A 26,262-nucleotide genomic window follows, 5' to 3' on the forward strand; every position below is an offset into this window, starting at 1 on the left:
CGGGCCGACGGCAATGAAGAAAGTTGTAAAAGCATCCCGATGGGGGAATGCCGACATACACTGCCGCCTTCACCCGTACCTGCGGAGCGTTCGATGCGCATCGGCCTGGCTGCCAACCGTCTTCATCACCACGACGCGCGCGCTGCGCTGTTCCGTTGGCTGCGCAGCAGCGAGGCCGGCCTGCGCGAGCTGGGCGTGTCGCTGCATGCGGTCGGCCGCACCCATGACGCGATCGAACGGCAGGGCTTCCTGACCGGGTACGCGGGCCTGCACCGTTATCCCTACGGACGCGAGGGTGGCCTGATGAAGCTGGTCGCCGAAGTCGTTGGCATGGGTCCGGATCGGACACTGGATGGCGCGATCTACCTGATCGACCCGGTCGATCCATCCTCGGTGTTTCCGGAAGCAACCGCGCTCAAGCGGCAGTGCGTGATCCACGGCAAGCCGTTCATTTCGACCGTAGCCACCGCACGCGACTGGGTGGAGGTGGAGCGCGTCCACGCCGGGCTGGCAGCCGATACCGGCGCCGACGACCTGCATGCGTTCGAAGGCCAGACGCTGGCGCTGATCGCGCACGATGCGATGAAGCCGGCGATGCTGGCCTTCGCCGATGAGCACTTCGATGTGCTGGCCCGGTTCGGTGAGCGGGTGGCCACCGGGACCACCGGCCAGCGTTTGAACGAGCTGGCCTGGAGCCGGGGCTGGCCGCGTGATACGCCGTGGGTGACGCGCTACCAGAGCGGCCCGATGGGCGGTGATGCGCAGATTGCCGACCGGGTGCTGGAGGGGCGTTGCCAGCGCGCGATCTTCTTCGAGGATCCACACGTGGCGCGCCAGCATGAGGCGGATATCCAGCTGCTGGAGCGCGCGGTGACGACGGTGACTGATCAGGCGGTGTGCATTACGGCGCCGCGGGTGGCGGCGCGGTGGGCGACGGCGGCGGCGTTGCGGGCGGGGTGAGGGTTTCGGCCAACGGCTGAGCCCCTCGTGGTGGGTCGTTCAGATCAGAAGCCGTGCTCGGCCGGGTGGGGTGGATTGCACAGGGGGCGCTGCAAGTACGTCCTTGTAAGCTCGGTCGCCGCATCCATGCGGCTCACGCCCCTGCGCAACCCACCCCACCCGGCCACGGACACTTTCCGGTGTGCCCACCACGGAAGAAAGAAAGAAGAGCAGGAGCGGGTCGCGCGCTGCGCGCGCGCTGTGTGCGCTTCTGTAGAGTCGAGCTTGCTCGACTGCTCAGCACGCGGTCTTGAGTGAAGCCCCTTCTGTTGAAGGGGCGCGCCGAAGGCGGGGGTAGAGGAAGAATGCGTGGGCAACTGCTGTAGCGCGGGCGCTACAGCAGTTGCCGAAGCATCGCCTTCAGGCGTCGCCCTTCCAGCTGGAAGTAGTCGCGCTGTTCGCGCCAGGCAGGGAAGCGTTGTTCCACTTCACGCCAGAACGCGGGTGAGTGATTCGGCTGGATCAGGTGGCAGAGTTCGTGCACCAGCACGTACTCGAACGCGTCCGAGCGGCCCAGCACCAGCGCCAGGTCCAGTGCCATGCTGCCGTCCGGGGCCAACGATCCCCATTGCGAGGACATCACCTTCAGACGCAGGCGGCTGGGTGCGCGCGGCAGGGTGGGCAGGTACTTCGGCAACCAGCGGCCGACGTCGGCGCGGGTCTGGGCTTCGTAGAACTCGCGCAGCAGGCGGCGCAGGGTGGCATCACCGCCGCGGGTCGGCCACTGCACGCAGGCGCCGTGCGCGTCGATCTCCAGGCGCGCGTAGCGGCCTTCCTGCCAGCGCAGCGGCAGCAGTTCGCCACGCAGGGGCAGCACGCCGTCTTCGCCGGGCTGCAGCGGTGCCGGCAGGCCCTGGCCCTGGTACTGGCGCAGCTGCAGCGCCAGCCAGTCGCGATGCTGTTCCAGGAAGCGTTCGCCCATCACCAGGCTTGCGCGCGGCGGCAGGGTCAAGCGTGCGCCGCGCTCGTCCACGCTCAGCTTGATGCGGCGCGCACGTGGATCGCGCACGCGCAGCACCTCGATCTCGGCATCCTCCAGGCGCAGGCGAACGGTGTCGCGCTGTACGGTGGCGGGCGGGGTCGGGCTGATCAGGCGGCGCAGCAGACGGCTCATGCGCCCAGCATAGCGCCGCTTCGGGCCGCCGGATGACCGGCGGCCGTCGGGCTGCCTGTTCAGTCAGCCTTGCTGAGCTTGAAGGCTTCTTCCAGCAACAGGAACAGGCGGCGGATCTCGGCGCTCTGCAGGGCGAAGCGGGCGTCGAACTCGGCGCGGCGGCCGTCTTCGTCGGCATGCTCCAGCTGGTCCAGGGCGCCATCGAGGAACTTCAGCTTGCGCACGATCAGGTCGTCGCCGATCACGAAGGACAGGTTGTCTTCGAAGATCAGCGCCAGCTTGGTCACCTGCTTGCCGGCGTCCAGGTGCTTGTCGATCTCGTCGCAGCGCAGTTCCTGGTGCTGGCACTTGACCACCGCGCCACCTTCCACCGGGTCCTTCATCTCGCACTCTTCGCCCAGGCTCAGCCCGGTCGGCAGCGGCTCACCGGCGATCCAGCCGGTCAGGATCGAACGCGGTGCGACTTCGGCATTCAGCGGCATCGCCGGGAAGCTGCCGAGCAGGCCGCGGATGTCGGACATGAAGTACTCGCCGGTCTTGCGGCTGGAGGTATCCACCGCCACGTAGCCGTGCTGCAGGTCGATGAAGGCGTCGTTGCGCGAGGACTTCACGAAGGCGCGCGGCAGCAGTTCATGCAGCAGGTCGTCCTTCATGCGCTTGCGCTCGCGGCCACCCGGGCGGCGGCCTTCCTTCTCCTCGATCTCCTCCAGCTTGCGCTCGAGCAGGTCGTTGACCACCGCCGCCGGCAGGATCTTGTCCTCGCCGCCCACGGTCAGCCACAGATGTTCGGCGATGCGGTGGGAGAGCAGTTCCTTCTCCTCGCGGCCGAACGGCGAGATGAAGCCGCGCGAATTCATTTCCAGTGCGCCGACCGGCTTCAGCAGGGCGTGCGGCAGCAGGGTGTCGACTTCGGAAAAATCGGTGGTGGTCGGGAAACGGAAGAACGTCAGGTTGCGAAAGAACATGGAATTCCGGATGGCAAAGAGGAAGGGCGACCGACCTTAAACGGTGGGCGTCTCGGGATCTGCGTCGGCGTCGGCCGGGGAGCCGGCCAGCCAGGCATGGACGTCGGGCAGCGGCGCGTCGTCGCGACGGCCCAGCGCCATGAAGTCGAACAGGGTGGTGTCGGCCAGCTGCGAGGGCCGGACTTCGCCCATGGCACGCGCGATCTGCTCGATGCGGCCCGGGTGGTCCTTTTCCCACTGCTTCAGCATCAGGCCGACCTGGCGGCGCTGCAGGTTCTCCTGGCTGCCGCACAGGTTGCAGGGAATGATCGGGAACTGGCGGGCCTGTGCGTACTCGACGATGTCGCTTTCGCGCACATAGGCCAGCGGCCGGATCACCACGTGCTTGCCGTCATCGCTGCGCAGCTTCGGCGGCATGCCCGACAGCTTGGCGTGGTGGAACAGGTTCATGAAGAACGTGGCCACCATGTCGTCACGGTGATGGCCCAGCGCGATCTTGGTGAAACCGTGGGTCTCGGCGTAGTTGTACAGCGCGCCACGACGCAACCGCGAGCACAGCGAACACATGGTCTTGCCTTCCGGAATGACCCGGCTGACTACCGAATAGGTGTCCTGCTCGATGATGTGGTACGGCACGCCCAGGCCTGCGAGGTATTCCGGCAATACGTGCTCGGGGAAGTCCGGCTGCTTCTGGTCCAGGTTCACCGCCACCAGCTCGAACGGCACCGGCGCCTTCTTCTGCAGCTGCAGCAGCACGTCCAGCAGGGTGTAGCTGTCCTTGCCGCCGGACAGGCAGACCATGACCTTGTCGCCGGCCTCGATCATGCCGAAGTCGGCAATCGCCTCGCCGACCTGGCGGCGCAGGCGCTTGGCCAGCTTGTGCTGCTCGCGCTCGGCCACGCGCGGATCACGGGCGACGCGCGGCTGGGGATCGGGAAGGGAAATCACGGCACTCATGGGTTCCATTCTAACGGCTCGGAGCGGCCACGGCCGGGGGTCGGAATTCCCCTCTCCCGGCAGTCATCATCGCTGTGTATGCTCGGAGGCTGTGGACACCTACAGCCCCGCCGAGATCGTCGAGCACCTCGCCGCCCTGCGCGCCGAGCACCGCCTGCTGGATGAACAGATCACCCGCATGGCCGCCAATGGCGAGGACGAGCTGGAAGCCAAGCGCCTGAAGCGGCGCAAGCTTCAGCTGAAGGACTGCATCGCCAAGCTGGAAAGCCTGCAGATTCCCGACGAACCGGCCTGAGCGGTGGCCCATCCACGCATGGCGTGGATCTACTGCTTCGCCCCGGTAGATGCCAACCTTGGTTGGCATGCCGTTCGCCGGGCATGCCCCGGCGCTGCCTTCAATCCTGCGGCGCAGGCTCGTCCGGGCGGGCCGCTTCCGGGCTGACCCGCTCGATGGTGTGGCGCAATTCGCGGCCGAGGATGAACTTGGCATCCTTGGCCCAGGCGTCCAGGCGTTCGTCGAACAGCAGCTTGCTGTTCTCGTCCGGCCACACCAGGCGCAGCTCGCGCAGCTTCTGGATGAAACCACGGAACAGGGACTTGTCGAAGAACTCCGGTGCCGCCGGTGCGTAGAGCAGGCTCAGCCGCTGCGCGGCCTGCTGGCACAGGCTTTCCAGCTCGGCCGCGCCGAGCACGCCCGGGCCGTTCTTCACCAGCACCGAGATGGCGATGTAATAGCGCTCGAACGCCTGCTGCAGCGAATGGCCGATCGCACGCAGGCGGAACACCTCGTCGGTCTGCCCCGTATTGCGCGCCAGGATGCCACCGTCGTCATCGTTGACGTTCTGCAGCAGGCCCTCACGCACAAACACATCGATGGTCCGGTCGATGCGCTGGGCGAACTCGTCCTCGCTCCACGGCAGGAACAGCTCGGCCTGCAGGAACGGGTACACCGTACGGCCCAGCTGGACCAGGCCGGTGCGGCTCATGCGGCGGTTGTTCTGGAAGCAGCAGGCCACCCACGACGAGGCGGTGAACAGGTGCACCACGTTGTTGCGGAAGTAGCTCAGCAGCACTGCGGTATCGCCGCTGACGCTGAGCACGTCGCCCAGCGGGTGCTTGATGCGGGTGAGGACGTTGATTTCCTCGGCGTGGGCGATGATCCGCTCCGGCGAGTGCGGGGTCACCGTCACCCGGTCCGAATACGGCATCTCGACCAGCAGGGTCTTGCACAGCTCGATCTGCGCGATCAGGTCGGCCTCGCCCATCGCGTGCTTCGGCGTGGACAGCAGGGCCAGCGCCAGCAGGTTGATCGGGTTGACGTCGGCGGCGCCGTTGATGCGCACCTGGATGCGTTCGGCCAGCGTATCCACCGTGGTCGACAGCCACGCCGGCTTCTCGTCCTCGGAGACCGCCTCGCCCTTCCACTCCGGCGCCTTCTCGGCGAGCACGTCGTTCAGTGCGATCGGTTCGCCGAAGTTCACCACCACCTGGCCGTAGTTCTGCTTGAGCACCTTGGGGATGCCCCACAGCAGCGACCAGATCGATTCCTTTTCCTTCGGCCGGCCGGACAGTTCGTCCAGGTAGCTGCCGCCCTCCATCAGCTTCTCGTAGCCAATGTAGATGGGCTGGAACAGCACCGGCTTGCGCGGCTGGCGCAGGAACGCGCGCAGCGTCATCGAGATCATGCCGCCCTTGGGCTGCAGCAGTCGGCCGGTACGCGAGCGGCCGCCTTCGACGAAGTACTCCAGCGAGTAGCCACCGGCCACCAGCTGCGCGACGTATTCGCTGAGCACCGCCGAGTACAGCGCGTTGCCACGGATCGAGCGGCGGATGAAGAACGCACCGCCCTTGCGCAGCAGGGTGCCGACCACCGGCAGGTTCAGGTTGATGCCGGCCACGATGTGCGGCGGCACGATGCCACGGTCGTACAGCAGGTAGGACAGCAGCAGGTAGTCCATGTGGCTGCGGTGGCTGGGCACGTAGACCACTTCGTGGCCCGGCGCGGCGGCCTTGAACTTGTCCAGGTGGTGCACCAGCACGCCCGCATAGATGCGGTTCCACACGTGGCTGAGCATGAAGCTGGCCGAGCGCACCACCGGGCTGGAATAGTCCGCGGCGATTTCCCAGGCGTAGGCGTGCGCCTTCTTCCAGGCATCGGCCGGCTTCGAATTGTCGCGCTTGGCCTGTGCGGCGATCGCTTCGCGCACCGGTTCGGCCGCCAGCACCTGGTCGACCAGCAGGCGCCGCGTCGACAGGTCGGGGCCGATCACCGATTCACGGATGCGGCGGAAATGGGTACGCAGCACGCGCTGCAGCTTGCGCACCGTGCGCTCCGGCTCCAGGCCTTCGTCCACGGTGCTGCGCAGCGAGATCGGCGGGGCAAAGCGGACGATGGTGCTGCGGCCGTTGAGCAGCACCGCCAGCAGGCGGCGGAAGCGGCCGACCAGCGCCCAGTTTTCCGAGAACAGCACGGCGAACCAGCCGCTCTGCTTGTCCGGCGCGCGACCGACGAAGATCGACACCGGCACCAGGTGCACGTCCAGGTCATCGCGCACGCGATGGGCCTGCAGCACCTTGGCCAGCGAATCGGAGTGGGTCTTGGCGCCGCGCTGCTCGGGAATCAGCGAGTTGCTGGAGCTGCGCCGCGACAGCGCCAGGTAGGCGCGCTTGCGGCCGGTCGGGTCACCGGCCAGCGGCACCAGCGGCGACGGCAGGCCGGCCTGGCGGCAGGCCTTGTCCAGGATCAGCGCATTGGACAGGCCGTAGTCTTCCAGCACGTACATGACCGGGCGGCCATCGTTGTACTGGCCCGGGTCTTCCGGCTCGATCTTCAGCGACAGCCACGGCTCGACCAGACGGCCGAGCAGCCGAGCCCACAGCGGGCGGCGGCCGGCCGGACGCGCGTGCGCGGGCGGCGGTACCGGGTTCGGGCCGGTACCGGTCGAGGGGGACGCCGGCACCGTATCGGCGGGCGTCGACTGGGATTCTTCGCCGGGGAACGGCAGCGGGTTCTGTTTCGACATCGGCGCCATTATGGCTTAGGCGGCAGTGTTGCCGCTTCCCCACCCTCGGGCGGGGTCTCGGCCGGTGCCGGCGCCGCTGCGGCACGGGCCGCGTCGGCCTTGCGCAGCAGGGCATCGGTGTCGGCCAGGGTGCGGGTCAGGTACCAATGGCCCTCGCGCCGGCTCAGCGGCAGCTGCAGGCTCATCTCGCGCCCCGCCAGATCGTAGTGCAGGCGCACCAGCGCGTTGTCGCCTTCCACCGACAGCAGCTCGCCCCGCACGCTGCGCAGCGCGTCATCCACGCCCAACCCGTAGCTGCCCAGCACCGCCTTGAGGGTGTGGATGAACGGCGCCAGCTGCTGCAGGCTGCCTTCCATGCCCGCGGCCTGCAGGCCGGCCTCGTCATCGAAGCCGACCTTGCCGGCGGCGCCCACCAGCGCGGCGATCGTGCTGCGTGCACGCGCACGGTCACTGATCGGCGCGCCCTGCGCCCAGCTGGCGAGGGTTTCGACCAGGGCGATGTAATGGGCCTGCTGGCCGGGCGTATAGCCCTTCTGGTGGCGCAGGTACTGCACGCCGAAGTTGCCCATCGACTGCGCGGCCTGGCGTACGGCGCTGGCCTGGCCAGCCAGCTGGCGATCGAAGCTGCGCTGCAGTTCGGCACCGGCATTGGGCGTGCGCAGTGCGGCCAGCATCGGCAGCAGCTGGTCGCCCAGTGGCAGTTCAGTCAGCGGCCACTGGCTATGGCCCTCGGCCCAGGCCTGCTGCAGGCGCTGGTACTGGCTGGGGGGAACCGACAGCTTTGCATAGCCGACCAGATCGTCCTCGGCCAGGTGCAGGGCCATCGCCTGCACCGCCGCGACCGGCTCGGCCGCCGGCTTGGCCGGATCGTTGACCGATTCACGGCAGGCGGCCACGGCCAGCAGCATGACTGCCAGCCCCCATCCACGCGCAGACCTTCCTCGCACTGCCACGCTCATGCACTCGGACTCCCCGGACCGGTCCGCATCTTGCGGCCTGCGAGGTGACAGCGGCAAGCCGGGACGTCACGGTTTCTGCAGTTGCTTGTGCAAGTCACTGATCGGAATAAAAAAAGAGCCGGGATCACGAGGATCACAGGCTCTTCAAGCCGGCGCAGGGCCGGTGGACAGTGTTGTGGCACATGTCCGGTCCGAGGACCGGATGGCGGCGATCCTACGCTGCCGCTCAAGTTAAGGCAACACTTCACGTAGTGTCATATAAATCATTGATTTTATTGATTAGCCTGATGCCTGGTGCCGGGGCCATGAAATCTACGGCAGATTTTGCGGCGATTCGGGCACAACCGGTCCTTCGGCGGATGCAAAAACGCCATCCCGCGCGGGTCGGGATGGCGTTCGGGCCTGCAGACTGCGCAGCGGAATCTCAGCGCGTAGCCAACGCCGACGCGATTTCCTGCTGGATGGCCCGGGCCGCAGCCTGCGGATCGGCGGCCAGGCGGATCGGGCGACCGACCACGATGGCATCGGCGCCATCGGCAAAGGCCTGGGCCACGCCAACGGTACGCTTCTGGTCATCGCCGACCGGGCCACCGGGGCGGATGCCCGGGCAGACGATCGAGAACCCGGCGCCGGTAGCGGCGCGGATCGGGCCGGCTTCCTGGCCCGAGGCGATCACGCCATCGATACCGGCCGCCTGCGCGGCCAGCGCGCGCTCGACCACCACGTCCACCGGCTCACGGTCGATGCCCATCTGCGCCAGGTCCGGGCGGCCCATCGAGGTCAGCACGGTCACCGCCAGCAGGCGCATGTCGCTGCTGTTGGCGGCGGCGCAGGCTTCCATCATCGCCGGGTGCCAGCCGTGGATGGTGGCGTAGCTGACCGGCCACTGCGACAGGCGCTTGATCACCGCCGCGGCGGTGGCCGGGATGTCGAAGAACTTCAGGTCGACGAACACGCGCTTGTCGCGGCGGGCCAGCTCGTCCAACACCTGGAAGTACTCGCCGGAGGCGAGCAGTTCCATGCCGATCTTGTAGAACGCCACGCTGTCGCCGAGGCGGTCGACCCACTCCAGCGCCTGCACGCGGTCAGGCACGTCCAGCGCGAAGATCAGGCGCTCGTCATCGCGCAGCGGCAGCGGCGCGCGGCTCACGGTGCGTAGTCCAGCGCAGCGCGCTTGGCGTCGTGACGGGCCTGGCGCGACTGGCTGTAGTCGTTGTTGAACTGCGCCGGCTCGAAGCCGCCGTAGGTCGGGTTCGGCAGCATCCACCAGCGCTCGCCGAACCAGTCGTGGTACTGCTGCAGCAGCGCGTCACGACCGTCGTTGGTGTTGGCGGTCACTTCGACGAAATCGCCCAGCTGGTCGCCGAACTGCATCAGCACGCGGTATTTCTGCCCGGCCAGGCGACGGCGGCAGTTCTTCTCGCTGCCGGCCTGCTCGCAGCCTTCGACCACGGTGCCCAGGCCCAGGAACACGCTGTCGTCGGCCACCGGCAGGCCCTGCTCGCGCAGGTTGGCCAGGGTTGCGTCCTTCAGGTGCACGGCACGGTTGGAGATGTACAGCAGGGTCACGCCCTTGGCGTTGGCGGCCTTGGCGAAATCAACCACGCCCGGAATGGCCTTGGCCTTCTTTTCGGCCACCCACTGGTCCCAGGTCAGCTCGTCGTATTCCTTGCCGTCGCGCACCAGGCGCGCCTGGTAGGGCGAGTTGTCCAGCACGGTCTCATCCACGTCCAGCACCACGGCCGGCTTCAGGCCCTTGGCCTCGTTGCCGCGTTCTTCCGGCACCAGCGCATCCCAGTGGGTTTCCTTCAGCGCGGCATCCAGGTGGTCGGCGGCGGCACGGTAGGTCTGTTCGGTGATCGCCTTGTACTCCTGCGCGCGCTGCATCCACAGCACCGCATTGAGGTTGTCGTTGGCAGTGGCATCGAGCGCGCCGTCGGCCTTGGCAGCGGCGGCCGGGGCCTCCGGCGCAGCGGCTTCAGCGGCAGGCGCATCCACGCGCTTGCAGGCGGACAGGCCCAGCGCCGCGGTGGCGAGCAGGGTCAGGGACAGGGAAACGGGACGACGCATGGATTCACCGGCAATCAGATATACCGGCGCATTTTACCGGCAAAGGCGGTCCCAGGACGGCTATGCTTGGCGGTTGACCCGTTGCCCTTCCGGAGGCCGCCATGACCGATTCCACCCAGACCCCCGACGTCCCCCTGCTCGACGCCGTGCAGGCCCGCCTGCTGGGCTGCCTGGTGGAGAAGGAGGCAACCACCCCGGACACCTATCCGCTGACGGTCAACGCCGCCCAATCGGCCGCCAACCAGAAGACCGCCCGCGAGCCGGTGATGAACGTCGATGCCGGCAGCGTGCAGCACGCGCTGCGCCAGCTGGAAACACTGGGCCTGGCCCGCCAGCACTTCTCCTCGCGCGCAGACCGTTACGAGCACCGCCTGCAGGCCGCGCTGGACCTGACCCGGCAGCAGACCGTGCTGCTGGCGATGCTGCTGCTGCGTGGGCCGCAGACCCTGGGCGAACTGGTCACGCGCAGCGAGCGACTGCACCGCTTCGCCGACGCCGACGAAGCCCGCCACGCCATCGAGCGCCTGCAGCAGCGCGCGCTGCTGGTGGTGCTGCCGCGCGCCAGCGGCCAGCGCGAAGACCGCTACATGCACCTGCTGTGCGGTGAAGTGGACGGCGCGGCGCTTGCGGCCAAATACGCCAGCAGCGGCGGTGGCAGCGACGCGGCCGATCCGGGCCTGGCCGAGCGCGTGGCCCAGCTGGAAGCGGCCGTGGCCGAGCTGCAGGCGCAGCTGGCCGAACTGCGCGGTTGATGGTGGGTGCCGACCGTTGGTCGGCACTGCATCTGAATCGTGCCGACCAACGGTCGGCACCCACCGTCAGCTGCTACTGTGCCGGCCAGCGGCCGGCACTACCCGACGTCAGCCGCACCCAAGGTGGCGTACAGCCGGCTGGGCGTTTCGATGCCCGGCAACTGGATCACCCCGCGCTCCTGCATGCCCAGGCCCAGCAGGATCTTCCCGGACACCACGTTGTCCAGATCGGTGATGCCGTACAGATCCTGCAGGCCCAGCTCAGCGCGCGCATGCGCGAACACCGCCCGCGCCGCCTCACCGGCATAACCCTGCCCGGCGAATTCAGACAGCACCGCGTAGCCGATGTCCGGCCCCGGCAGGCCATCGCGGCGCACCAGCCCGGCATTGCCCAGCCACGCCCCATCGGACAACCGCTCGATGGCATACATGCCGAACCCATTCAACGCATAGCTGTGCAGCACCCGCAGCGCGATGTACTCACGCGCCTGTTCTTCACTGCGCACATTGCGGTCACCAATGAAGCGCACGAAGCCCGGATCATTCAACAGCGCCAGCATCGGCGCCGCATCGCGATCAGGTTCAATCGCACGCAGGCGCAGGCGTTCACTTTCGATGGGATGCACGCGCAGACCTCCAGCCGAAACCCCGATTCTGCCTCAACCCCCGGCTGTTGCTTTTGATTTTCTTTTTTCTTTTCCGTGGCTGGCGCGCACGGAACCTGTCAGAGGCCGGGCGGGTGGGCTGGGCGGGACCGTCCGCGGCATGGGCCCGAGGCATGCCTCGGGCGGGTTGGGCAGGACGCCCAACCCCGGTCTTGCCGTGTGCGCAGGACAGCGCACACGAGCAAGCCGCGGCCGAGCCCCCATGGATGGGTTTACGGCGTGTCGCGACCGGCCCACCCGCCCGGCCCACCACGAATGCGCTGCGAACGGCGGCAGCCACGAGGGGCTGCGCCGTTCGCCGATCAATCGAACAACGCCTCGATCGCCGCCAACCCCGCACTCGCCCGTTCCTTCTTGCGCACCGCATCGGCCACCGGATCAGCACCATCGCGCTGGATCTCCTCCGCCGGAATCTCCTCGAAGAACCGGCTCGGCTTCAACCGCACGTGCTCACCGAACTTGCGGGTCAGCTTGCTGTAACTCATCCACAACTGGATCTTGGCGCGGGTGATGCCCACGTACAGCAGGCGCCGCTCTTCCTGCAGGTTGCCCTCGTCCAGGCTGACCTGGTGCGGCAGCACGCCATCCTCGCAGCCGACGATGAACACGTACGGGAATTCCAGGCCCTTGGAGGCGTGCATGGTCATCATGCGCACCTGGTTGCCGCCCTCGTCCTTGTCGCTGCGCGACAGCAGCGCCAGCTGGCCGGCCAGGTCGGCGGCAGTGGCACCGCGCGGGCCCCCCTCGAACCACTGCGCCAGTTCCTCGATGTTGTTGGCACGGCGCTGGTAACTCGCCTCTTCCTTGGCCTGCTGGCGCAGTTCGCTGAGCAGGCCGGATTCCTTGGCGACCTTGCGGATCATGTCGCCGGAAGTGACCTGCCGGGTCTGTGCACGCAGGTCACGCAGGATGTCGGTGAAGCGCGCCAGGCTGTTGGCCGCGCGCGGGGGCAGTTGCTGCAGGGCACCGATCGCCTCGGCAGCCTGCGCCATCGGCATGTCCTTCTCCTGCGCCAGCTCGGCCAGCTTGGCCAGCGTGCCGGCACCGACGTCGCGCTTGGGTGACTGCACCGCACGCATGAACGCGGTGTCGTCGTCCGGGTTCACCAGCAGGCGCAGCCAGGCCAGCGTGTCCTTCACTTCCTGGCGTTCCAGGAACATGGTGCCGCCGGTCAGGTGGTAGGGGATGCGCAGCAGCTGCATCGCCTTTTCCAGCGGGCGCGACTGGAAGTTGCCACGGAACAGGATGCAGAAGTCGCTCCACGGCACGTTGCGCGACTGCGCCACGAAGGCAATCTCGGCAGCGACCTTCTCCGCTTCATGTTCGCTGTTGCGGCATTCCCATACGCGGATGCGCTCGCCGTCGGCCTGGTCGCTCCACAGCTTCTTCAGGTGCTCATGCGGATTGTTGGCGATCAACGCATTGGCCGCGCGCAGCACGCGGTTGGAGCAGCGGTAGTTCTGCTCCAGCTTGATGATCTCCAGCGCGGGGTAATCACGCCCCATCTGCTGCAGGTTTTCCGGGTTGGCGCCACGCCAGGCGTAGATCGACTGGTCATCGTCGCCCACGCAGGTGAAGTTGCCCTTGTCACCGGCCAGCTGCTTGAGCAGGCGGTACTGCGCGTCGTTGGTGTCCTGGCATTCGTCCACCAGCAGGTAGCCGATGCGCTCGCGCCAGGCCAGGGCGATCTCGGGGTTCTCTTCCAGGATCTGCACCGGCAAACGGATCAGGTCGTCGAAGTCGACCGCATTGAACGCAGTCAAGCGCAGCTGGTAACGCTCGTAGACGCTGGCCGCTTCCTTCTCGCGGTTGCTGCGCGCGGCAGCCATCGCCTGTTCGGGCGACAGGCCGGCGTTCTTCGCGCGCGACACCAGGTTCTTCATGTCCTCGATGTCATCAGGCTTGGCCCCATACATCAGGTCCTTGATCTGCGCAGCGGCATCGTCTGCATCGAAGATCGAGAAGCCGCGCTTCAGGCCAACGGCCGCGTGCTCGATCTGCAGGAACTTCAGGCCCAGCGCATGGAAGGTGCAGATGGTCACCTCGTCGGCGTCCTGCTCGCGCAGGCGCTTGGCCACGCGCTCGCGCATTTCCTTGGCCGACTTGTTGGTGAAGGTGATCGCCGCGATGCGGCGCGCCGGATAGCGGCCGCAGCCGATCAGGTGGGCGATCTTTTCCACGATCACACGCGTCTTGCCGCTGCCCGCGCCGGCGAGCACCAGCAATGGACCTTCGATGTGCAGGACGGCGGCGGCTTGGGGGGGATTGAGACCGTGCATGGGATGGGGATTGTAGCGGGGCCGGGTGACGACCACAGCGGGCCGCCGGTGGGGTTGCTGAACGGCTTCGGCGAAGCGGGGCTGCGGCGTACAATCCGTCGATGGCCAAGCTCTACTTCTACTATTCGGCGATGAACGCCGGCAAGACCACCACCCTGCTGCAGAGCGCCCACAACTACCGCGAGCGCGGCATGCGGGTGGCGATCCTGACCCCGCGCCTGGACGATCGTGCCGGCGCCGGCGTGGTCGCCTCGCGGATCGGCCTGCGTGCGGACGGCATGGCCTTCGACCGCGATACCGACCTGCAGCGATGGGTCGAGCAGGATCTGGCAGCCAACGGCCCGATGGGCTGCGTGCTGGTGGACGAGGCGCAGTTCCTGACCCGCGCCCAGGTCTGGCAGCTCAGCGAAGTGGTCGACCAGCTGCGCATTCCGGTGCTGTGCTACGGCCTGCGCACCGACTTCCGCGGCGAGCTGTTCGAAGGCAGCCAGTACCTGCTGGCCTGGGCCGATGAGATGCAGGAGATCAAGACCATCTGCCACAGCGGCAAGAAGGCGACGATGACGGTGCGCGTGGACGAGCATGGGCACGCGGTGCAGGACGGCCCGCAGGTGGAGATCGGCGGCAACGACCGCTACGTGTCGGTCAGCCGCGCCGAGTTCAAGAAGATCACCCGCGGTGAAGGACGGATCGATCCGGCGCAGGCGCCGCTGCCGCTGTAGCAGGCGCGCCGGTGCGCCATGACCTCCAGCGGTTTACAAGCACGCGCTGTCGCGCCTAGGCTGCGGCTCCCCTGCTGCCGAACTGGACGTCCGACATGCGCTCTGCCCTCCTGCTGCTGCCGCTGCTGTTGCTGCCCCTGCTGGCCACCGCGGCCGAGCGCCCGTCAGGTGAAGACGATGCGGCGGTGATCGGCGCCGGTTTCATGGACAGCCACCCGGACATGATGTACCGGCAATGGGGCGTCAACGCGCTGCGTCGCAACGATGTCAACGGCGCGATGGACAACTTCCGGCTGGCCGCGCGGTATGCGGACAAGCCTGCCCAGGGCTACCTCGGCGAGATGTACTGGTACGGGGTAGAGCAGCCGCGCAATCCGGTCATGGCCTATGCCTGGATGGAGGTGGCGGCCGAACGTGGCTATCCGTTGTTCGTCGAGCTGCGCAACGAGTACTGGGCCACGCTGCCGCTGGAGCAGCATGATGCGGCGCGCGCGCAGGCAAGCGCGCTGCGCGCCGAGTATGGTGACGAAGTCGCGCGCCCACGCATGGCCGAAGTGCTCAGAAAGGGGCGCCGCGAGATGACCGGCAGCCGCGTCGGCTCGATGTCCAACAACGTCGACATCGTGTACATGGACGGCGGAATCTCCCGCACCATCAAGGCCGATCGCCTCTACGACCCGAAGTACTGGGACCCGAAGCAGTACGAACGCTGGCAGGACGAAACCTGGATGAAGATCCGCCGGGGCACGGTGGAAGTGGGTGTGCCGACCCAGTCGCACGCCACCGACAGCAAGCCTTGAAACAACGGTGCCGGCATGTAGCCGGCACCGGGCCGCATCCATTCAGTACAGCGTGCGCTCCGGCGCACCTGCCGGCGGCGGGGTGTACTGGTACAGCCAGGTCTCGGTGAGGGTCTTGCCGCCACTGCGCAGGAACAGGCGGATGTCGATCTGCTCGGTGCTGCCTTCCAGCGGCACCAGGTCGAACATCGCGCGGTAGCCGTTGATCTCGCGCAGCGGGCGCGCCGACACGATCTCGACCCGGCCACGGCTGGCTTCCACCACGGCCTCGACCTCACCCTTGTCGATCAGCCTGGCCAGTTCGCCGCCTTCGAAGTCCACCGCGAAGCGCCAGCTGAAATACTCGCGCTTCTTGCCGACCACGCCGCCCAGGCCGGTGCGGCTGGCCACGCAGTGCGCCAGCGGCGGCCGTGCCGGCGGCTCGGCGCCCCAGTACAGGCGGTAGCCGACCAGCAGCTCCTGGCCCGGCTGCGGCTTTTCCTTCGGGTTCCAGAACGCCACGATGTTGTCGAAGGTCTCGTCCACGGTGGGAATCTCCACCAGCTGCACCGAGCCCTCGCCCCATTCGCCCTTCGGCTCCACCCACAGGCAGGGGCGCTTCTCGTAGAACACGCCGTCGTCCTGGTAGTGGTCGAAGTTGCGGTCGCGCTGCAGCAGGCCGAAACCACGCGGGTTGCGGTCGACGAACATGTTGAAGCGCAGGTTGCGCGGATTCAGCAGCGGTCGCCAGATCCATTCGCCGGCACCGGTCCACAGCGACAGGCCATCGGTGTCGTGGATCTCCGGGCGCCAGTCCCATGCCATGCGGCGGTCGTTCTCGCCCACCTGGTACATGCTGGTGCACGGGGCGATGCCCAGCCGCTCGATCGCCTTGCGCGGGTACAGCGCGCTGTCGATGTCCATCAGCAGCACGTCGCCATTGGTGATGGCGAAGCGGTAGGCACCGGCCACGCTGGGCGAATCCAGCAGGCCGTAGACCACGATCGTCTCCGAATCGGCCGACGGCTGCTCCAGGTAGTAGGCGATGAAGTCCGGGAATTCCTCCGGCTTGCCCATGCCGGTGTCGATCGCCAGGCCGCGCGCGGACTGGCCGTACTGGCCTTCCTTGCCGACCGCGCGGAAGTAGCTGGCGCCGAGGAAGGCGGCGAAGTCGCGGTCGGTGTCCTTGCGGGTGTTCAGGCGGAAGCCGGCGAAGCCCAGATCGGCCGGCAGCTCGCCGTCCTTGATGCCGCTCTTGCCGTAGTTGAACGCCGCGCCGTCATAGGCCAGCTCCTGCGCCTTGCCGTCGACCACGTCGAACATGCGCACCGGCGAGTGGAAGTACAGGCCCAGGTGGAAGAACTTGGCCTGGAACTTGCCAGGCTGGTCAGCCCACAGCGCATGGTCCTGGCGGTAGCCGATCGACTGGTACTGGTCCCAGTCCAGGCCTTCCAGGCGGCCCGGCAGCACCCGCTTGTGGCTCTTGTAGGGTGCCTGTGCCAGCGCGCGCGCCTGGCCCTTCAGGGTGGCGAAGTCGAACGGCTGCGGCTGGCCGAGGCGGCGCAGGCCCATCTGGCCGCTCTTGCTGGCCGCGCACGCGGGCAGGGACGGCAGGCCGAATGCAGCCAGGGCGAGGGAGGCATTGCGGATGAAGTCGCGTCGTTGCATGCAGGCGCGTCAGGCACAGAGGGAAGGTCGGCCATCATAGGCAGACAAACGTTAACGGGCAGCGGAGACGTACCCTGCCCGTTCAGCTGCCGATGGCCGCCCGGCTCAGCGCTGGCAATGGCTGCACCAGACGCTGGCGCGCTGGCCGATGGTGGCGTGCTTCAGCGCGCGACCACAGTTCGGGCAGGGCAGCCCGTCGCGGCCGTACACCAGCAGTTCCTGTTCGAAATAGCCCGGTGCGCCGTCAGGGCTGATGAAATCGCGCAGCGTGGTGCCGCCACGGGTGATGGCGTAACCGAGGATTTCATTCACCGCGTCGGCCAGCCGCTGATAGCGCCCGCGCGAGATCTTGCCGGCCTCGCGCAGTGGACTGATGCCGGCCTTGAACAGGCTCTCGGCGGCGTAGATGTTGCCCACGCCCACCACCACCGCCTGGTCCATCAGGAAGGTCTTCACCGGCGCGCTGCGGCCACGGCTGCGGGCGAACAGGTAGTCGCCGTCGAACGCGTCGTCCAGCGGCTCCGGGCCCAGCCCCTGCAGCAGCGGATGGATCTCACCGGCGGGCTGCCAGAGCAGGCTGCCGAAGCGGCGCGGGTCGTTGAAGCGCAGCAGGCGGCCGTTGTCCAGGCTGATGTCGACGTGGTCGTGGGCGCGTACCGGCGTATCACCGGGCAGCACACGCAGGCTGCCGGACATGCCCAGGTGCAGCACCGCGCTGCCGATGGCGGTATCCAGCAGCAGGTACTTGGCGCGTCGGCGGATCTCCTCGATGCGCTGCCCCGGCAGCAGCTCGGCCACTTCCGGCGGAATCGGCCAGCGCAGGTCGGCGCGGCGCAGGATCACGCCATGCACGCGGCGGCCCTGCAGGTGCGGCGCCAGGCCGCGGCGGGTGGTTTCGACTTCGGGCAGTTCAGGCATGAACCGATTCTACGCCCGCTCAGCGTGGCGGTGCCGCCAGTTCACGGGCATCCAGGACGCCATCACCGTTGGCATCCTGCTTGTGGAAACGCTGCACGATCACCTGCCGCTGCTGCTCGCGGCTGATCGCCCTGCCCTTGCCGCCGGGCAGCTCATCGGCGCTCAGCACGCCATCGCCATTGCGGTCCATGCGGTCGAAGGCATACAGCATCCACTGCACGTACTCGGATTCACTCACCCGGCCGTCGCCATCGCTGTCCATCCGCTGCAGGTAGCTGGTGGTGTCGGTGACCTGGGCCAGCGCCACGCCCGGCAGCAGCACCGCCAGCAGAAGCCCGTACCCTGCCCTCACGCGCCCACCAGGCTGTAGCCCTTCAACCGTGCGGCATAGGCCTGCAGCGCGGCGATCCCGCTTTCCTCGGCCTCGCGGCACCACGCCTGCAACTGATGCAGGCGTTCGGCGGCATCGTGGCCGCGGGCCTCGAGCAGCGCCGCCAGCCGCGCGCGGTACTCGACCAGGGTGCGGATGCGCGGGCGCTGCGCCACCCATTCGCTGAGCTGGGCACGACTGTCCGGCTTCAGCCAGCGGCCATCGTTGACCAGGCCACGGCGCAGCCGGCGCGGCAGCAGGCGGCGCAGCTTGGCCCCGGCCTGCACGGCTTCCTCGCGAAGGGCCGGCATGAACACATTGCGCTGGTAATCGGTCATCGCCTGGAAGCGGTGCGACAGCAGCGCCTTCAGGGTTTCGGCATCTGGCACCGCGATGTTCGGGCGCACGTCCATGGCCGGCGCCACCCGCAGCACCTTGGCCAGGCGCAGCGCCTGCAGCAGGCGGATCGCACTCCAGCCGATATCGAACTCCCAGCGCCGCATCGCGAAGCGCGCCGAACTGGGGAAGGCATGATGGTTGTTGTGCAGCTCCTCGCCACCGATCCAGAACCCCCACGGCGTGAGATTGGTGGAGGTGTCGGCGGACTCGTAGTTGCGGTAGCCCCACCAGTGCCCCAGGCCATTGACCACGCCCGCGGCCCAGAACGGGATCCATGCCATCTGGATCGCCCACAGGGCCACGCCCGGCAGGCCAAACAACACGGTATTGATCGCGAACAGCAGCACCGGCCCCAACGTGGCATGCGGGGTATACAGGCGGCGCTCGATCGCATCATCCGGGGTGCCGCGCCCGTACTGCTCGATGTCCGCGCGCATGCCACGCGCTTCGCGGTACAGCTCCACGCCGTGCCAGAACACCTTGCCGATGCCACGGGTGACCGGGCTGTGCGGGTCGTCCTCGGTCTCCACCTTGGCGTGGTGCTTGCGGTGGATGGCCACCCACTCGCGGGTGATCATCGAGGTGGTCAGCCACAGCCAGAAGCGGAACACATGGGCCAGCGCCGGGTGGAAATCGACCCCACGATGGGCCTGGCTGCGGTGCAGGTACAGGGTCACCGAGAAGATGGTGATCTGGTTGAAGACCAGCAGCACCGCCAGCATGGCCCACCAGCCCAGGCCGAGCACACCACCGGTCAACAGGGACATCAGGGCATCTGGCATGACGGCTCTCCGGGTCGACGCGGGGATGGCAGACATCATGGGCGCTTGCGTTGCAAACTGCATCCCTGCGGCGATGCTCTGCATCGCCATCCGAGGCACCGTTCACAGTTGGGGACCTGAGTTGTCGAGCCTTGATCCACGCGCCAGCGCCATGACCGCCGCCCCGCCCCTGGCGGAGCAGCCCCCCTTGATCGAACTGGACCGCGCCACCGTGGTACGCGGCCAGGTGAAGGTGCTGCACGGGCTCAGCCTGCGCATCGCGCAGGGCCAGCACACCGCCCTGCTCGGCCCCAACGGCTGCGGCAAGTCCACCTTCATCAAGCTGATCACCCGCGAGCTGTACCCGCTGGCCCAGGGCGACGGCACGGTGGCGGTGAAGGTGCTGGGCCAGAACCGCTGGCAGGTGGATCGCCTGCGCTCGCAGCTGGGCATCGTCACCGGCGACCTCAGCAGCAATCTGGCCGACATGCCGGGGCTGACCGTGGAACAGGCGGTGCTGTCCGGCTTCTTCGCCAGTTACGTGGTGCCGGCCTTCCGCGAAGTGACCGCCGACATGCGCGCGCGCGTTGGCGAGACGCTGGCAATGACCGGCGCGCTGTCGCTGCGTGAGCGTGCCTACGCCGAGCTGTCCGCCGGCGAGACCCGCCGCGTGCTGATCGCCCGCGCGCTGGTCAACCGGCCGCAGGCACTGCTGCTGGACGAACCCTCCACCGGCCTGGATCTGGTCGCCCGCGAACAACTGGTGGCGACCATGCGGGTACTGGCGCAGCAGGGCATCACCCTGGTGCTGGTGACCCATCACATCGAAGAGATCATTCCCGAGATCGAGCGGGTGGTGCTGCTGCGCGACGGCCGCGTACTGGCCGATGGCACCCGCGCCGAGCTGCTGCGCAACGAACCGCTGTCGGCGGTGTTCGGCGGCGCGATCACGGTGGTCGAGCAGGAAGGCCGACTGACCGCGTACGCGGGATAGACAGATGCATCGCTCTCCGTAACCGTCTGTAGAGTCGAGCCATGCTCGACTGCCGTTCGCCGCGAGCAGAAGCAGCCGAGCATGGCTCGGCTCTACAGAAGGCGGGGCAGCGGGCCGGATTCTCCGGCCCGCCACCGCTTTGCTCAGAACCGCAACGCCAGTGCGCGCGACTCGATCGGTGCCATCCGGCTCTGGTCCTGCAGCTGCAGGTCGCGCAGCTCGTACGGCGCACCGAATCCGGCCGGCAACGCCGCCTGGTCGAACGGCAGCACCAGCTGGCCTGCGCCCGGGCCATCGAACCACGCGGCCGCATGTGCCTGTGCGACCGGCTTCAACTGGCCATCGCGGGCCGTGGCGTACAGCGTGCCCCGCGCCTCATAGCGGCCGGCGGCGGCCACCTGCAGCGGCAGCGCCACCTGGCGGCTGGCCGGGTCCGGTGCCGCCTGGCCACTGAAGCGGGCAGTCGGCCGTGCCACCGCGAAGGCGACCTTGCCATCGCGCAGCACACCGTCGGCCTGGGCGAACACCTGCAATTCCCACAGCCCCTGCACGCTGCCGACATCGGCCGGGATCCGCACCTGCGCGCGCAGGCTGCCATCGGTAGTGCGCAGCAGGCGCTGCGGCCAGCTGCGGCCATCCGGCGCGACCAGCAGGGCTTCACCGCCCAGGCCGCCACGACGCGATGCCAGCTGCGCGGTGGTGGCGCCGTCTTCCAGCAGGCGTGCCTGCAGCTGCACGTTGCCACCGGCCAGCACCTGCGCCTGGTTGGCCTGCACTTCCAGCCGCAGCGGGCTGTTCGGCTCCAGCACCTGTACCACGTAGCGGCCCTGGGCCTGCGCGCTCTGCAGCGTGTAGGCACCGACGGCACTGGTCGCGCCGGTACGCAGCATGCTGCTGCCATCGCTGACCGGCATGCCGGCGTCCTGCAGCGCGCGCGCATCGACACTGCGCGCCACGCTGCTGCGGCCGGCCGGGTCGCGCACCTGTAGCGTGTTGGCCGGCAGCGCGCGGGCACCGTCGGCCGGGCTCAGCTGGATCACCGCATCCGGTGCCGTCAGCGGCAGGTCCAGGCCGCGCTGCAGCTGCGTGCCATCAACCTGCTGCCAGTAGCTGCGGCTGACCGAGGCATACGGCGTGGCCGCCTGCAGTGGCTGTGCCGGATCCAGCGCCCAGGCAAAGGACAGCGGCGCGTGTTCGCTCTCATCGGCGGGAAGCGGCGCGGCTACCAGGGCGGCAGGCACCTGATCGCCCGCACGGGCGGCCTGCAGCGGCTGCGCGGCCTGCGCTACGGAAAGGGACAGCACTGCCAGGGTGGCGCCGGCCAGCAGGGTGGATTGAATCGTCATGGTCGTCTACCTCACTGGGTCAGGTCGTTGCGCAGCAGGGTGCCGAGGCCGAAGCACTCGCGGCGGCTCTGGTTGTGGCTGAGCGGTTCTGCACCCTGGGTACGCGCCTTGTCGGTGAACCAGGTGGTGCCGGCGGCCTTCTGGCTGCTGCACTCCAGGAAGCCATCGGAGCAGGACGACAGCCAGTTCTGGGTGAACTCCAGGCCGACGTTGGCGGCATAGCCACCGCAGTAGCTGTTGCTGTCCCACACCGCCGACTCCACATCGCTGCCCACCACCGCGCGGAACGGCTTGGGCAGCGCCGGGCGGCCAGCGGTGCCATAGAGGTTCTGCGCGTTGTAGGTGGCCATGCTCGCCACCTGCTGCTGGCGCACGGCGTCGTTCTTGTAGCCCAGCAGCCAGCCCAGCGAGGTTTCAAAGGTGTTGCCGTTGAGCACCGCATCGGCCAACGGCGTGCCGGCCGAAGACGGTGCCAGCGCGTTGACCTTGCGCACCGTGCGGATGATCTTCGGATAGCGGCTGTCGTAGGTCGGGTTGGACAGGATCCAGCGCATCACGTTGCCGCCGTTGGAGTGGGTGATCACCACCAGCTGGGTGATGCCACGGCTGTCGATGAAGCCGGTCAGCTGATTGGCCAGGCAGCCGGCCGCTTCCGGCTTCCACATGTACTGGGTGAAGTCGCAGTTGATGACCACGTAGTTGCTGCTGTTGGGCAGGCCCTGGCGCACGGTATCGATGATCGCCGGCTGCCAGTAGTCCTGGGTGGCGTTGGTCTGTGCGCCGGTGCCATGCACGAAGGCCACGCCGACCACGTCGGCCGCCTGTGCCGGCGCGGCTGCCAGCCCGAGGAGCAGGGCCAGGACGGTACTTCCTGTTGCGGTGCTGCGCATCGCTTCTCTCCCTCTGTCAACGGATCCCCCCGACCCGGCTGGAACTGGACGGCCCCTGGTGCTTGCCGTTGTGCCGATGCTCGCGGCGCGGCCGCGTGAAAGTCCGTGCGCTGCGCCCGGATTCAGGAGACTGACGTCACTCGATGACGCTTTTCATATCGCCGGGATGACCATGCCGGGTCTGGCCGTATGACCGATGGCCACTGCGGTGTCGTATACGGGCTGCGATCATGGCGCGATGTTTTTCCTCCGGAGCCTGTCCATGTCGCTGATTTCCCACCCTGCCCGCCCGCTGCTCGGCCTTGCCGTCATCGCGGCCCTGGCCGGTTGTGCCGCCACCGCCGCCAAGCCGACCGCCGTCGAAGCCAACATCACCACCAAGGCGGTGGGCTATCTGGACAAGAGCGCGGTACCGGCCAGCCTCGACCTGGTGCCAGCACCGCCGGTGGCCGGTTCGGCCGCCCTCGCCCTCGATGAACAGGTCAGCCGTGAAGCCCGCGCGCTGCGTGGCAGCCCGCGCTTCGCCCAGGCCGGTGTCGATGCGGAACTCGGCTTCCCCGAAGGCGCCAACCACTTCTCCTGCGCCGCCGACATCGACGTCGATGCGGTGAAGACCCCGGCGCTGTACCGCCTGCTGGAGCGCAGCCGGATCGACGCCAGCGCCGCCACCAAGGCCGCCAAGAACCACTACCAGCGCCCGCGCCCGTTCATGGTCAATGGTGAACCGACCTGCTCGCCGAAGGACGAAGAAGGCCTGCGCAAGAACGGCTCGTACCCGTCCGGCCACACCTCGATCGGCTGGGCCTGGGCCCTGATCCTGTCGGAGATCGCACCGGATCGCGCCGATGCCATCCAGGCGCGCGGCCGCAACTACGGCGAGAGCCGCCTGGTGTGCAACGTGCACTGGCAGAGCGACATCCTCGAAGGCCGCTTCATGGGCGCTGCCGCCGTGGCCCGCCTGCACGACAACGCCGCGTTCAACAAGGACCTGCTGGCCGCACGCAAGGAGATCGCTGCCGCGCGCAAGGCCGGCCTGCACTCCAGCCGCGACTGCGCGGCCGAGGAAGCGGTGCTGAAGGTGCGCCCGCAGAGCGCGCTGTAAGCGCCTGGCGGTTCAATTGTTACCGGCCAGCGGCCGGCACTACCGATGGGTGTAAAGCAGAAGGGCCGGCATTGCGCCGGCCCTTCTTCATTGCATCTACGCGGTCACCGCATCAGAACTTCGCGGTGAACTCCACGCCCCAGGTACGCGGCTCGTTGAGGAAGCCGGTCAGGTTGTTGAAGTCGATCGCGCCGACCACGCGGGTCTGGTTGGTCAGGTTGCGGCCGAACACGGCCACGTCGTACTGGCCGTAATCCCAGTTGTAGCCCAGGCGCAGGCCGCCTTCCAGCGAACTACGGCCGCGGAATTCCGGCGACTCGTAGATGAAGAAGTTCACCGCGCTGCGGTAGGCCCAGTCGGTGTAGGCATACAGCTCGCTGCCATCGCTGAGCGGGAAGCCCACGCGCAGGGTCGCGTTGTGGATCCACTTCGGCGCCTGCGGCAGCGGGTTGCCGTTGACCAGTGCGTAGGTGCCACCGTTGATGACGGTGGTCGGGTCGTTGATGGTGCAGCCACCGCCGCAGATCGCTACCGCCAGATCCTTGTCCTTGATCTCGGTGTCGTTGTAGCTGCTGCCGAAGGTCAGCAGCACGTTGTCGGCCAGATAGGCTTCCAGGTCCAGCTCCACGCCCTGGCCGATGGTCTTGTCAGCGTTGAGCAGGGTGGCGGTGTTGTTGGTGCCGCCCACCGCGATCAACTGCTGGCCGTCAACGTTGTAGCGGAACACGCTCAGGCCCAGGCGCGCGCGGCGCTCGAACAGGTCGGCCTTGATGCCGGCTTCGTACGAGATCACCTTCTCCGAATCGGCCTGCGACAGGCCCGGCGCGAAGGCCAGGCGGCCCTGGATCGACGGCGCGCGGAAGCCCTTGGCCACGCGGGCGTAGGTATTCACGTTGTCGGTCAGCTTGTACACGCCGCTGACATCCCAGCTGACGTCGTTGACGTCGGTGTTGGCCAGGTACGGGCCACTGACCGGGGTGCCGAACGGCACGGCCTGCAGCACGCTGGCGTTGAAGTCCTTCTTGTCCTGGGTGTAGCGCACGCCGGCACGCAGCTTGAAGCGGTCGGTGACATCGAAGTCACCCGAGGCAAATACCGCCCAGGCCTTGTTGCGCTGGTTCTGCACCACGTGGCCGGTCTGCGGGTTGCCCGGCTTCAACGAGTTGTAGTTGAAGTTGTTGATGGTCACGTCTTCGTCGAAATAGAAGACGCCGGCCTGCCAGTCGAAGCGACCCCATTCGTTGGATTCGACGCGGAATTCCTGCGTCCACTGGCGATGGTGCGGCAGGCCGTCGGCCGACTCCGACGAGAACGGGATGAAGCCCGGCCCATAGTTGCCAGCGCCCAGCGATGCGTCGCCGTAGCCACCGTCGATGTCACCACGATTGAGCGATTCGGCGGTTTCATAACCGGTGATCGAGTGCAGGGTCACCGAACCGAGGTTCCACTGCAGGCGCGCACTGCCGCCCCAGGTCTTCAGGTCGGAGAAGTTGACGCCATCGTTGGCCACCTTGTCGCGATCGAAGTTCTCGACCAGGCCGTTGCCACCCGTCTGGATGATGTTGGCACGGAACAGGCGGGCGGTGCCGTTGAGCTTGCGCTTGTGCAGGTTGAACAGTGCTTCGAAGTCGTCGCCTTCGTACAGGAACTGCACGCGGCCGGCGGCTTCGTCATAACCTTCGAAACCGCTGTTGGGCGCACCGGCGCGGGTGTTGTCGACCCAGTCGTCACGGCGCTGGTAGATGGCCGAGACGCGTGCCGACCAGCGGTCGGTCAGCGGGCCGCCATAGGCGCCCTGCACGTTCCAGCTGTTGTAGCTGCCATAGCCCACGCGCACGTAGCCGTCAGCATCCTGCGAAGGGCGCGCCGAATCGAACTTGACCACGCCGGCCGGGGTATTGCGGCCGAACAGCGTGCCCTGCGGGCCGCGCAGCACTTCCACATTGGCCAGGTCGAACAGCGGGAAGCCCTTCAGCAGCGGGCTTTCCTGCACCACGTCGTCGTACACCAGCGACACCGGCTGCGACGCATTGAGGTCGAAGTCGGTGTTGCCCAGGCCACGGATGTAGAAGCGCGGGAAGGCACGGCCGTAGGACGACTCGATGTTGAGGCTGGGCACGCGCGCGGCCAGGAAGCGGATGTCATCGCCCGCCGAACCCAGCACATCGAGCTTCTCGCCCTGGATCGCGCTGATCGCGACCGGCACGTCCTTGGCGTTCTCGACGCGGCGCTGCGCGGTCACCTGCAGGGCATCAAGGGCAACCGGATCCTTGGCAGCGGGAGTTTCCTGGGCGGCTGCTACCAGCGGCAACAGGGCGGAAAGAGCGGCAACGAGGGGGCGCGCGACCGGAAGGCGGCCACGGGAAGTGCGGGTCGGAGACATGGCGGTAGGCTGTGTTTGGAGGGGTGGTAAAACGGCGCTACCAGATAATTGTTGCAATACAGCACCTGCCCCGCAAATGCCTGCCGTTCATGGCCGCGTCGCTCCGGCCCCCGCGCCCTCGCTAGACTCGGGGTTTTCCAGCCCTGC

At 67.7% G+C, this 26,262-nt stretch carries 23 protein-coding genes; 7 read left to right on the forward strand and 16 right to left on the reverse strand.

Annotated elements, in window-relative coordinates; all coding sequences use genetic code 11:
- Positions 1-93: 93 nt before the first annotated feature.
- Complete coding sequence (locus V3B25_RS15370; RefSeq protein ID WP_201117759.1) at positions 94-960, forward strand: methylglyoxal synthase; 867 nt, start codon at positions 94-96, stop codon at positions 958-960.
- A 373-nt stretch (positions 961-1,333) separates the two neighbouring features.
- On the opposite strand, the gene V3B25_RS15375 is transcribed toward V3B25_RS15370, so the two are convergent.
- From V3B25_RS15375 to ttcA, 3 genes are read right to left on the reverse strand one after another with little or no spacing between them, the layout of a single operon-like run.
- On the reverse strand, positions 1,334-2,113 hold the full coding sequence (locus V3B25_RS15375; RefSeq protein WP_329810942.1) for a SprT family zinc-dependent metalloprotease: 780 nt from the start codon (positions 2,111-2,113) through the stop codon (positions 1,334-1,336).
- A 59-nt stretch (positions 2,114-2,172) separates the two neighbouring features.
- Entirely contained in the window at positions 2,173-3,078 is a 906-nt protein-coding gene (locus V3B25_RS15380) for a recombination-associated protein RdgC (protein WP_005411825.1), read from the reverse strand.
- Positions 3,079-3,114: 36 nt separating this feature from the next.
- Positions 3,115-4,035 carry a tRNA 2-thiocytidine(32) synthetase TtcA gene (gene ttcA / locus V3B25_RS15385; protein ID WP_329810943.1) on the reverse strand — a complete coding sequence of 307 codons (921 nt, stop codon included), beginning with the start codon at positions 4,033-4,035 and terminating at the stop codon, positions 3,115-3,117.
- 91 nt (positions 4,036-4,126) lie between these two features.
- Here ttcA and V3B25_RS15390 point away from each other — a divergent pair, with 91 nt between their 5' ends.
- Positions 4,127-4,330: a YdcH family protein gene (locus tag V3B25_RS15390; protein WP_049461553.1), complete on the forward strand. Its 204-nt coding sequence runs from the start codon at positions 4,127-4,129 to the stop codon at positions 4,328-4,330.
- 100 nt (positions 4,331-4,430) lie between these two features.
- Here the strand turns inward: V3B25_RS15390 and plsB are convergent, their stop codons facing one another.
- The 4 genes from plsB to V3B25_RS15410 all read right to left on the reverse strand — a co-directional run bounded on the left by plsB (position 4,431) and on the right by V3B25_RS15410 (position 10,087).
- Positions 4,431-7,067: a glycerol-3-phosphate 1-O-acyltransferase PlsB gene (plsB, locus tag V3B25_RS15395; RefSeq protein ID WP_032128690.1), complete on the reverse strand. Its 2,637-nt coding sequence runs from the start codon at positions 7,065-7,067 to the stop codon at positions 4,431-4,433.
- Positions 7,067-8,017, reverse strand: a complete 951-nt coding sequence (locus tag V3B25_RS15400; protein WP_329810944.1) for a hypothetical protein — start codon at positions 8,015-8,017, stop codon at positions 7,067-7,069. The genes plsB and V3B25_RS15400 overlap by 1 nt, the downstream gene beginning before the upstream one ends.
- Before the next feature lie 424 nt (positions 8,018-8,441).
- A complete protein-coding gene (pyrF, locus tag V3B25_RS15405; RefSeq protein ID WP_032128688.1) occupies positions 8,442-9,167 on the reverse strand; it encodes an orotidine-5'-phosphate decarboxylase in 726 nt (241 codons plus the stop codon).
- A complete protein-coding gene (locus V3B25_RS15410; protein WP_201117755.1) occupies positions 9,164-10,087 on the reverse strand; it encodes a 5'-nucleotidase, lipoprotein e(P4) family in 924 nt (307 codons plus the stop codon). The genes pyrF and V3B25_RS15410 overlap by 4 nt, the downstream gene beginning before the upstream one ends.
- Positions 10,088-10,188: 101 nt before the next feature.
- Between V3B25_RS15410 and V3B25_RS15415 the strand changes: the two genes are divergently transcribed.
- Positions 10,189-10,839, forward strand: coding sequence for a DUF480 domain-containing protein (locus tag V3B25_RS15415; protein WP_032128686.1), 651 nt, complete (start codon positions 10,189-10,191; stop codon positions 10,837-10,839).
- A 98-nt stretch (positions 10,840-10,937) separates the two neighbouring features.
- Here the strand turns inward: V3B25_RS15415 and V3B25_RS15420 are convergent, their stop codons facing one another.
- The gene (locus tag V3B25_RS15420) at positions 10,938-11,465 is read right to left on the reverse strand and encodes a GNAT family N-acetyltransferase (RefSeq protein ID WP_049422378.1); all 528 of its coding nucleotides are present in this window, start codon (positions 11,463-11,465) and stop codon (positions 10,938-10,940) included.
- A gap of 341 nt (positions 11,466-11,806) precedes the next feature.
- Positions 11,807-13,783 carry a UvrD-helicase domain-containing protein gene (locus V3B25_RS15425; RefSeq protein ID WP_094001738.1) on the reverse strand — a complete coding sequence of 659 codons (1,977 nt, stop codon included), beginning with the start codon at positions 13,781-13,783 and terminating at the stop codon, positions 11,807-11,809.
- Between the two features lie 101 nt (positions 13,784-13,884).
- On the opposite strand from V3B25_RS15425, the gene V3B25_RS15430 reads away from it, so the two are divergent.
- On the forward strand, positions 13,885-14,505 hold the full coding sequence (locus tag V3B25_RS15430) for a thymidine kinase (protein WP_008264720.1): 621 nt from the start codon (positions 13,885-13,887) through the stop codon (positions 14,503-14,505).
- A gap of 95 nt (positions 14,506-14,600) precedes the next feature.
- Positions 14,601-15,305, forward strand: coding sequence for a sel1 repeat family protein (locus V3B25_RS15435; protein WP_032128680.1), 705 nt, complete (start codon positions 14,601-14,603; stop codon positions 15,303-15,305).
- A 42-nt stretch (positions 15,306-15,347) separates the two neighbouring features.
- On the opposite strand, the gene V3B25_RS15440 is transcribed toward V3B25_RS15435, so the two are convergent.
- The 4 genes from V3B25_RS15440 to V3B25_RS15455 all read right to left on the reverse strand — a co-directional run bounded on the left by V3B25_RS15440 (position 15,348) and on the right by V3B25_RS15455 (position 19,421).
- Positions 15,348-16,952 carry a glucan biosynthesis protein D gene (locus V3B25_RS15440; protein WP_201117753.1) on the reverse strand — a complete coding sequence of 535 codons (1,605 nt, stop codon included), beginning with the start codon at positions 16,950-16,952 and terminating at the stop codon, positions 15,348-15,350.
- Positions 16,953-17,057: 105 nt separating this feature from the next.
- Positions 17,058-17,870, reverse strand: a complete 813-nt coding sequence (mutM, locus tag V3B25_RS15445) for a bifunctional DNA-formamidopyrimidine glycosylase/DNA-(apurinic or apyrimidinic site) lyase (RefSeq protein ID WP_329810945.1) — start codon at positions 17,868-17,870, stop codon at positions 17,058-17,060.
- A 19-nt stretch (positions 17,871-17,889) separates the two neighbouring features.
- Positions 17,890-18,222: an EF-hand domain-containing protein gene (locus tag V3B25_RS15450; protein WP_049398994.1), complete on the reverse strand. Its 333-nt coding sequence runs from the start codon at positions 18,220-18,222 to the stop codon at positions 17,890-17,892.
- Entirely contained in the window at positions 18,219-19,421 is a 1,203-nt protein-coding gene (locus V3B25_RS15455; protein WP_329810946.1) for a fatty acid desaturase, read from the reverse strand. The genes V3B25_RS15450 and V3B25_RS15455 overlap by 4 nt, the downstream gene beginning before the upstream one ends.
- A 151-nt stretch (positions 19,422-19,572) precedes the next feature.
- On the opposite strand from V3B25_RS15455, the gene V3B25_RS15460 reads away from it, so the two are divergent.
- A complete protein-coding gene (locus V3B25_RS15460; protein ID WP_107432555.1) occupies positions 19,573-20,394 on the forward strand; it encodes an ATP-binding cassette domain-containing protein in 822 nt (273 codons plus the stop codon).
- 143 nt (positions 20,395-20,537) lie between these two features.
- Here V3B25_RS15460 and V3B25_RS15465 read toward each other — a convergent pair whose 3' ends face one another.
- Positions 20,538-21,740, reverse strand: coding sequence for a DUF4785 domain-containing protein (locus V3B25_RS15465; RefSeq protein ID WP_329810947.1), 1,203 nt, complete (start codon positions 21,738-21,740; stop codon positions 20,538-20,540).
- Between the two features lie 11 nt (positions 21,741-21,751).
- A complete protein-coding gene (locus V3B25_RS15470; protein WP_049399000.1) occupies positions 21,752-22,630 on the reverse strand; it encodes a hypothetical protein in 879 nt (292 codons plus the stop codon).
- Between the two features lie 262 nt (positions 22,631-22,892).
- Between V3B25_RS15470 and V3B25_RS15475 the strand changes: the two genes are divergently transcribed.
- Positions 22,893-23,732, forward strand: a complete 840-nt coding sequence (locus V3B25_RS15475) for a phosphatase PAP2 family protein (RefSeq protein WP_049399001.1) — start codon at positions 22,893-22,895, stop codon at positions 23,730-23,732.
- A 112-nt stretch (positions 23,733-23,844) separates the two neighbouring features.
- Here V3B25_RS15475 and V3B25_RS15480 read toward each other — a convergent pair whose 3' ends face one another.
- Entirely contained in the window at positions 23,845-26,115 is a 2,271-nt protein-coding gene (locus V3B25_RS15480) for a TonB-dependent receptor (protein ID WP_329810948.1), read from the reverse strand.
- Positions 26,116-26,262 lie beyond the last annotated feature (147 nt).

The sequence above is a fragment of the Stenotrophomonas sp. SMYL8 genome, from assembly GCF_036320065.1.
GTDB classification, from domain to species: Bacteria; Pseudomonadota; Gammaproteobacteria; order Xanthomonadales; family Xanthomonadaceae; genus Stenotrophomonas; species Stenotrophomonas maltophilia_A.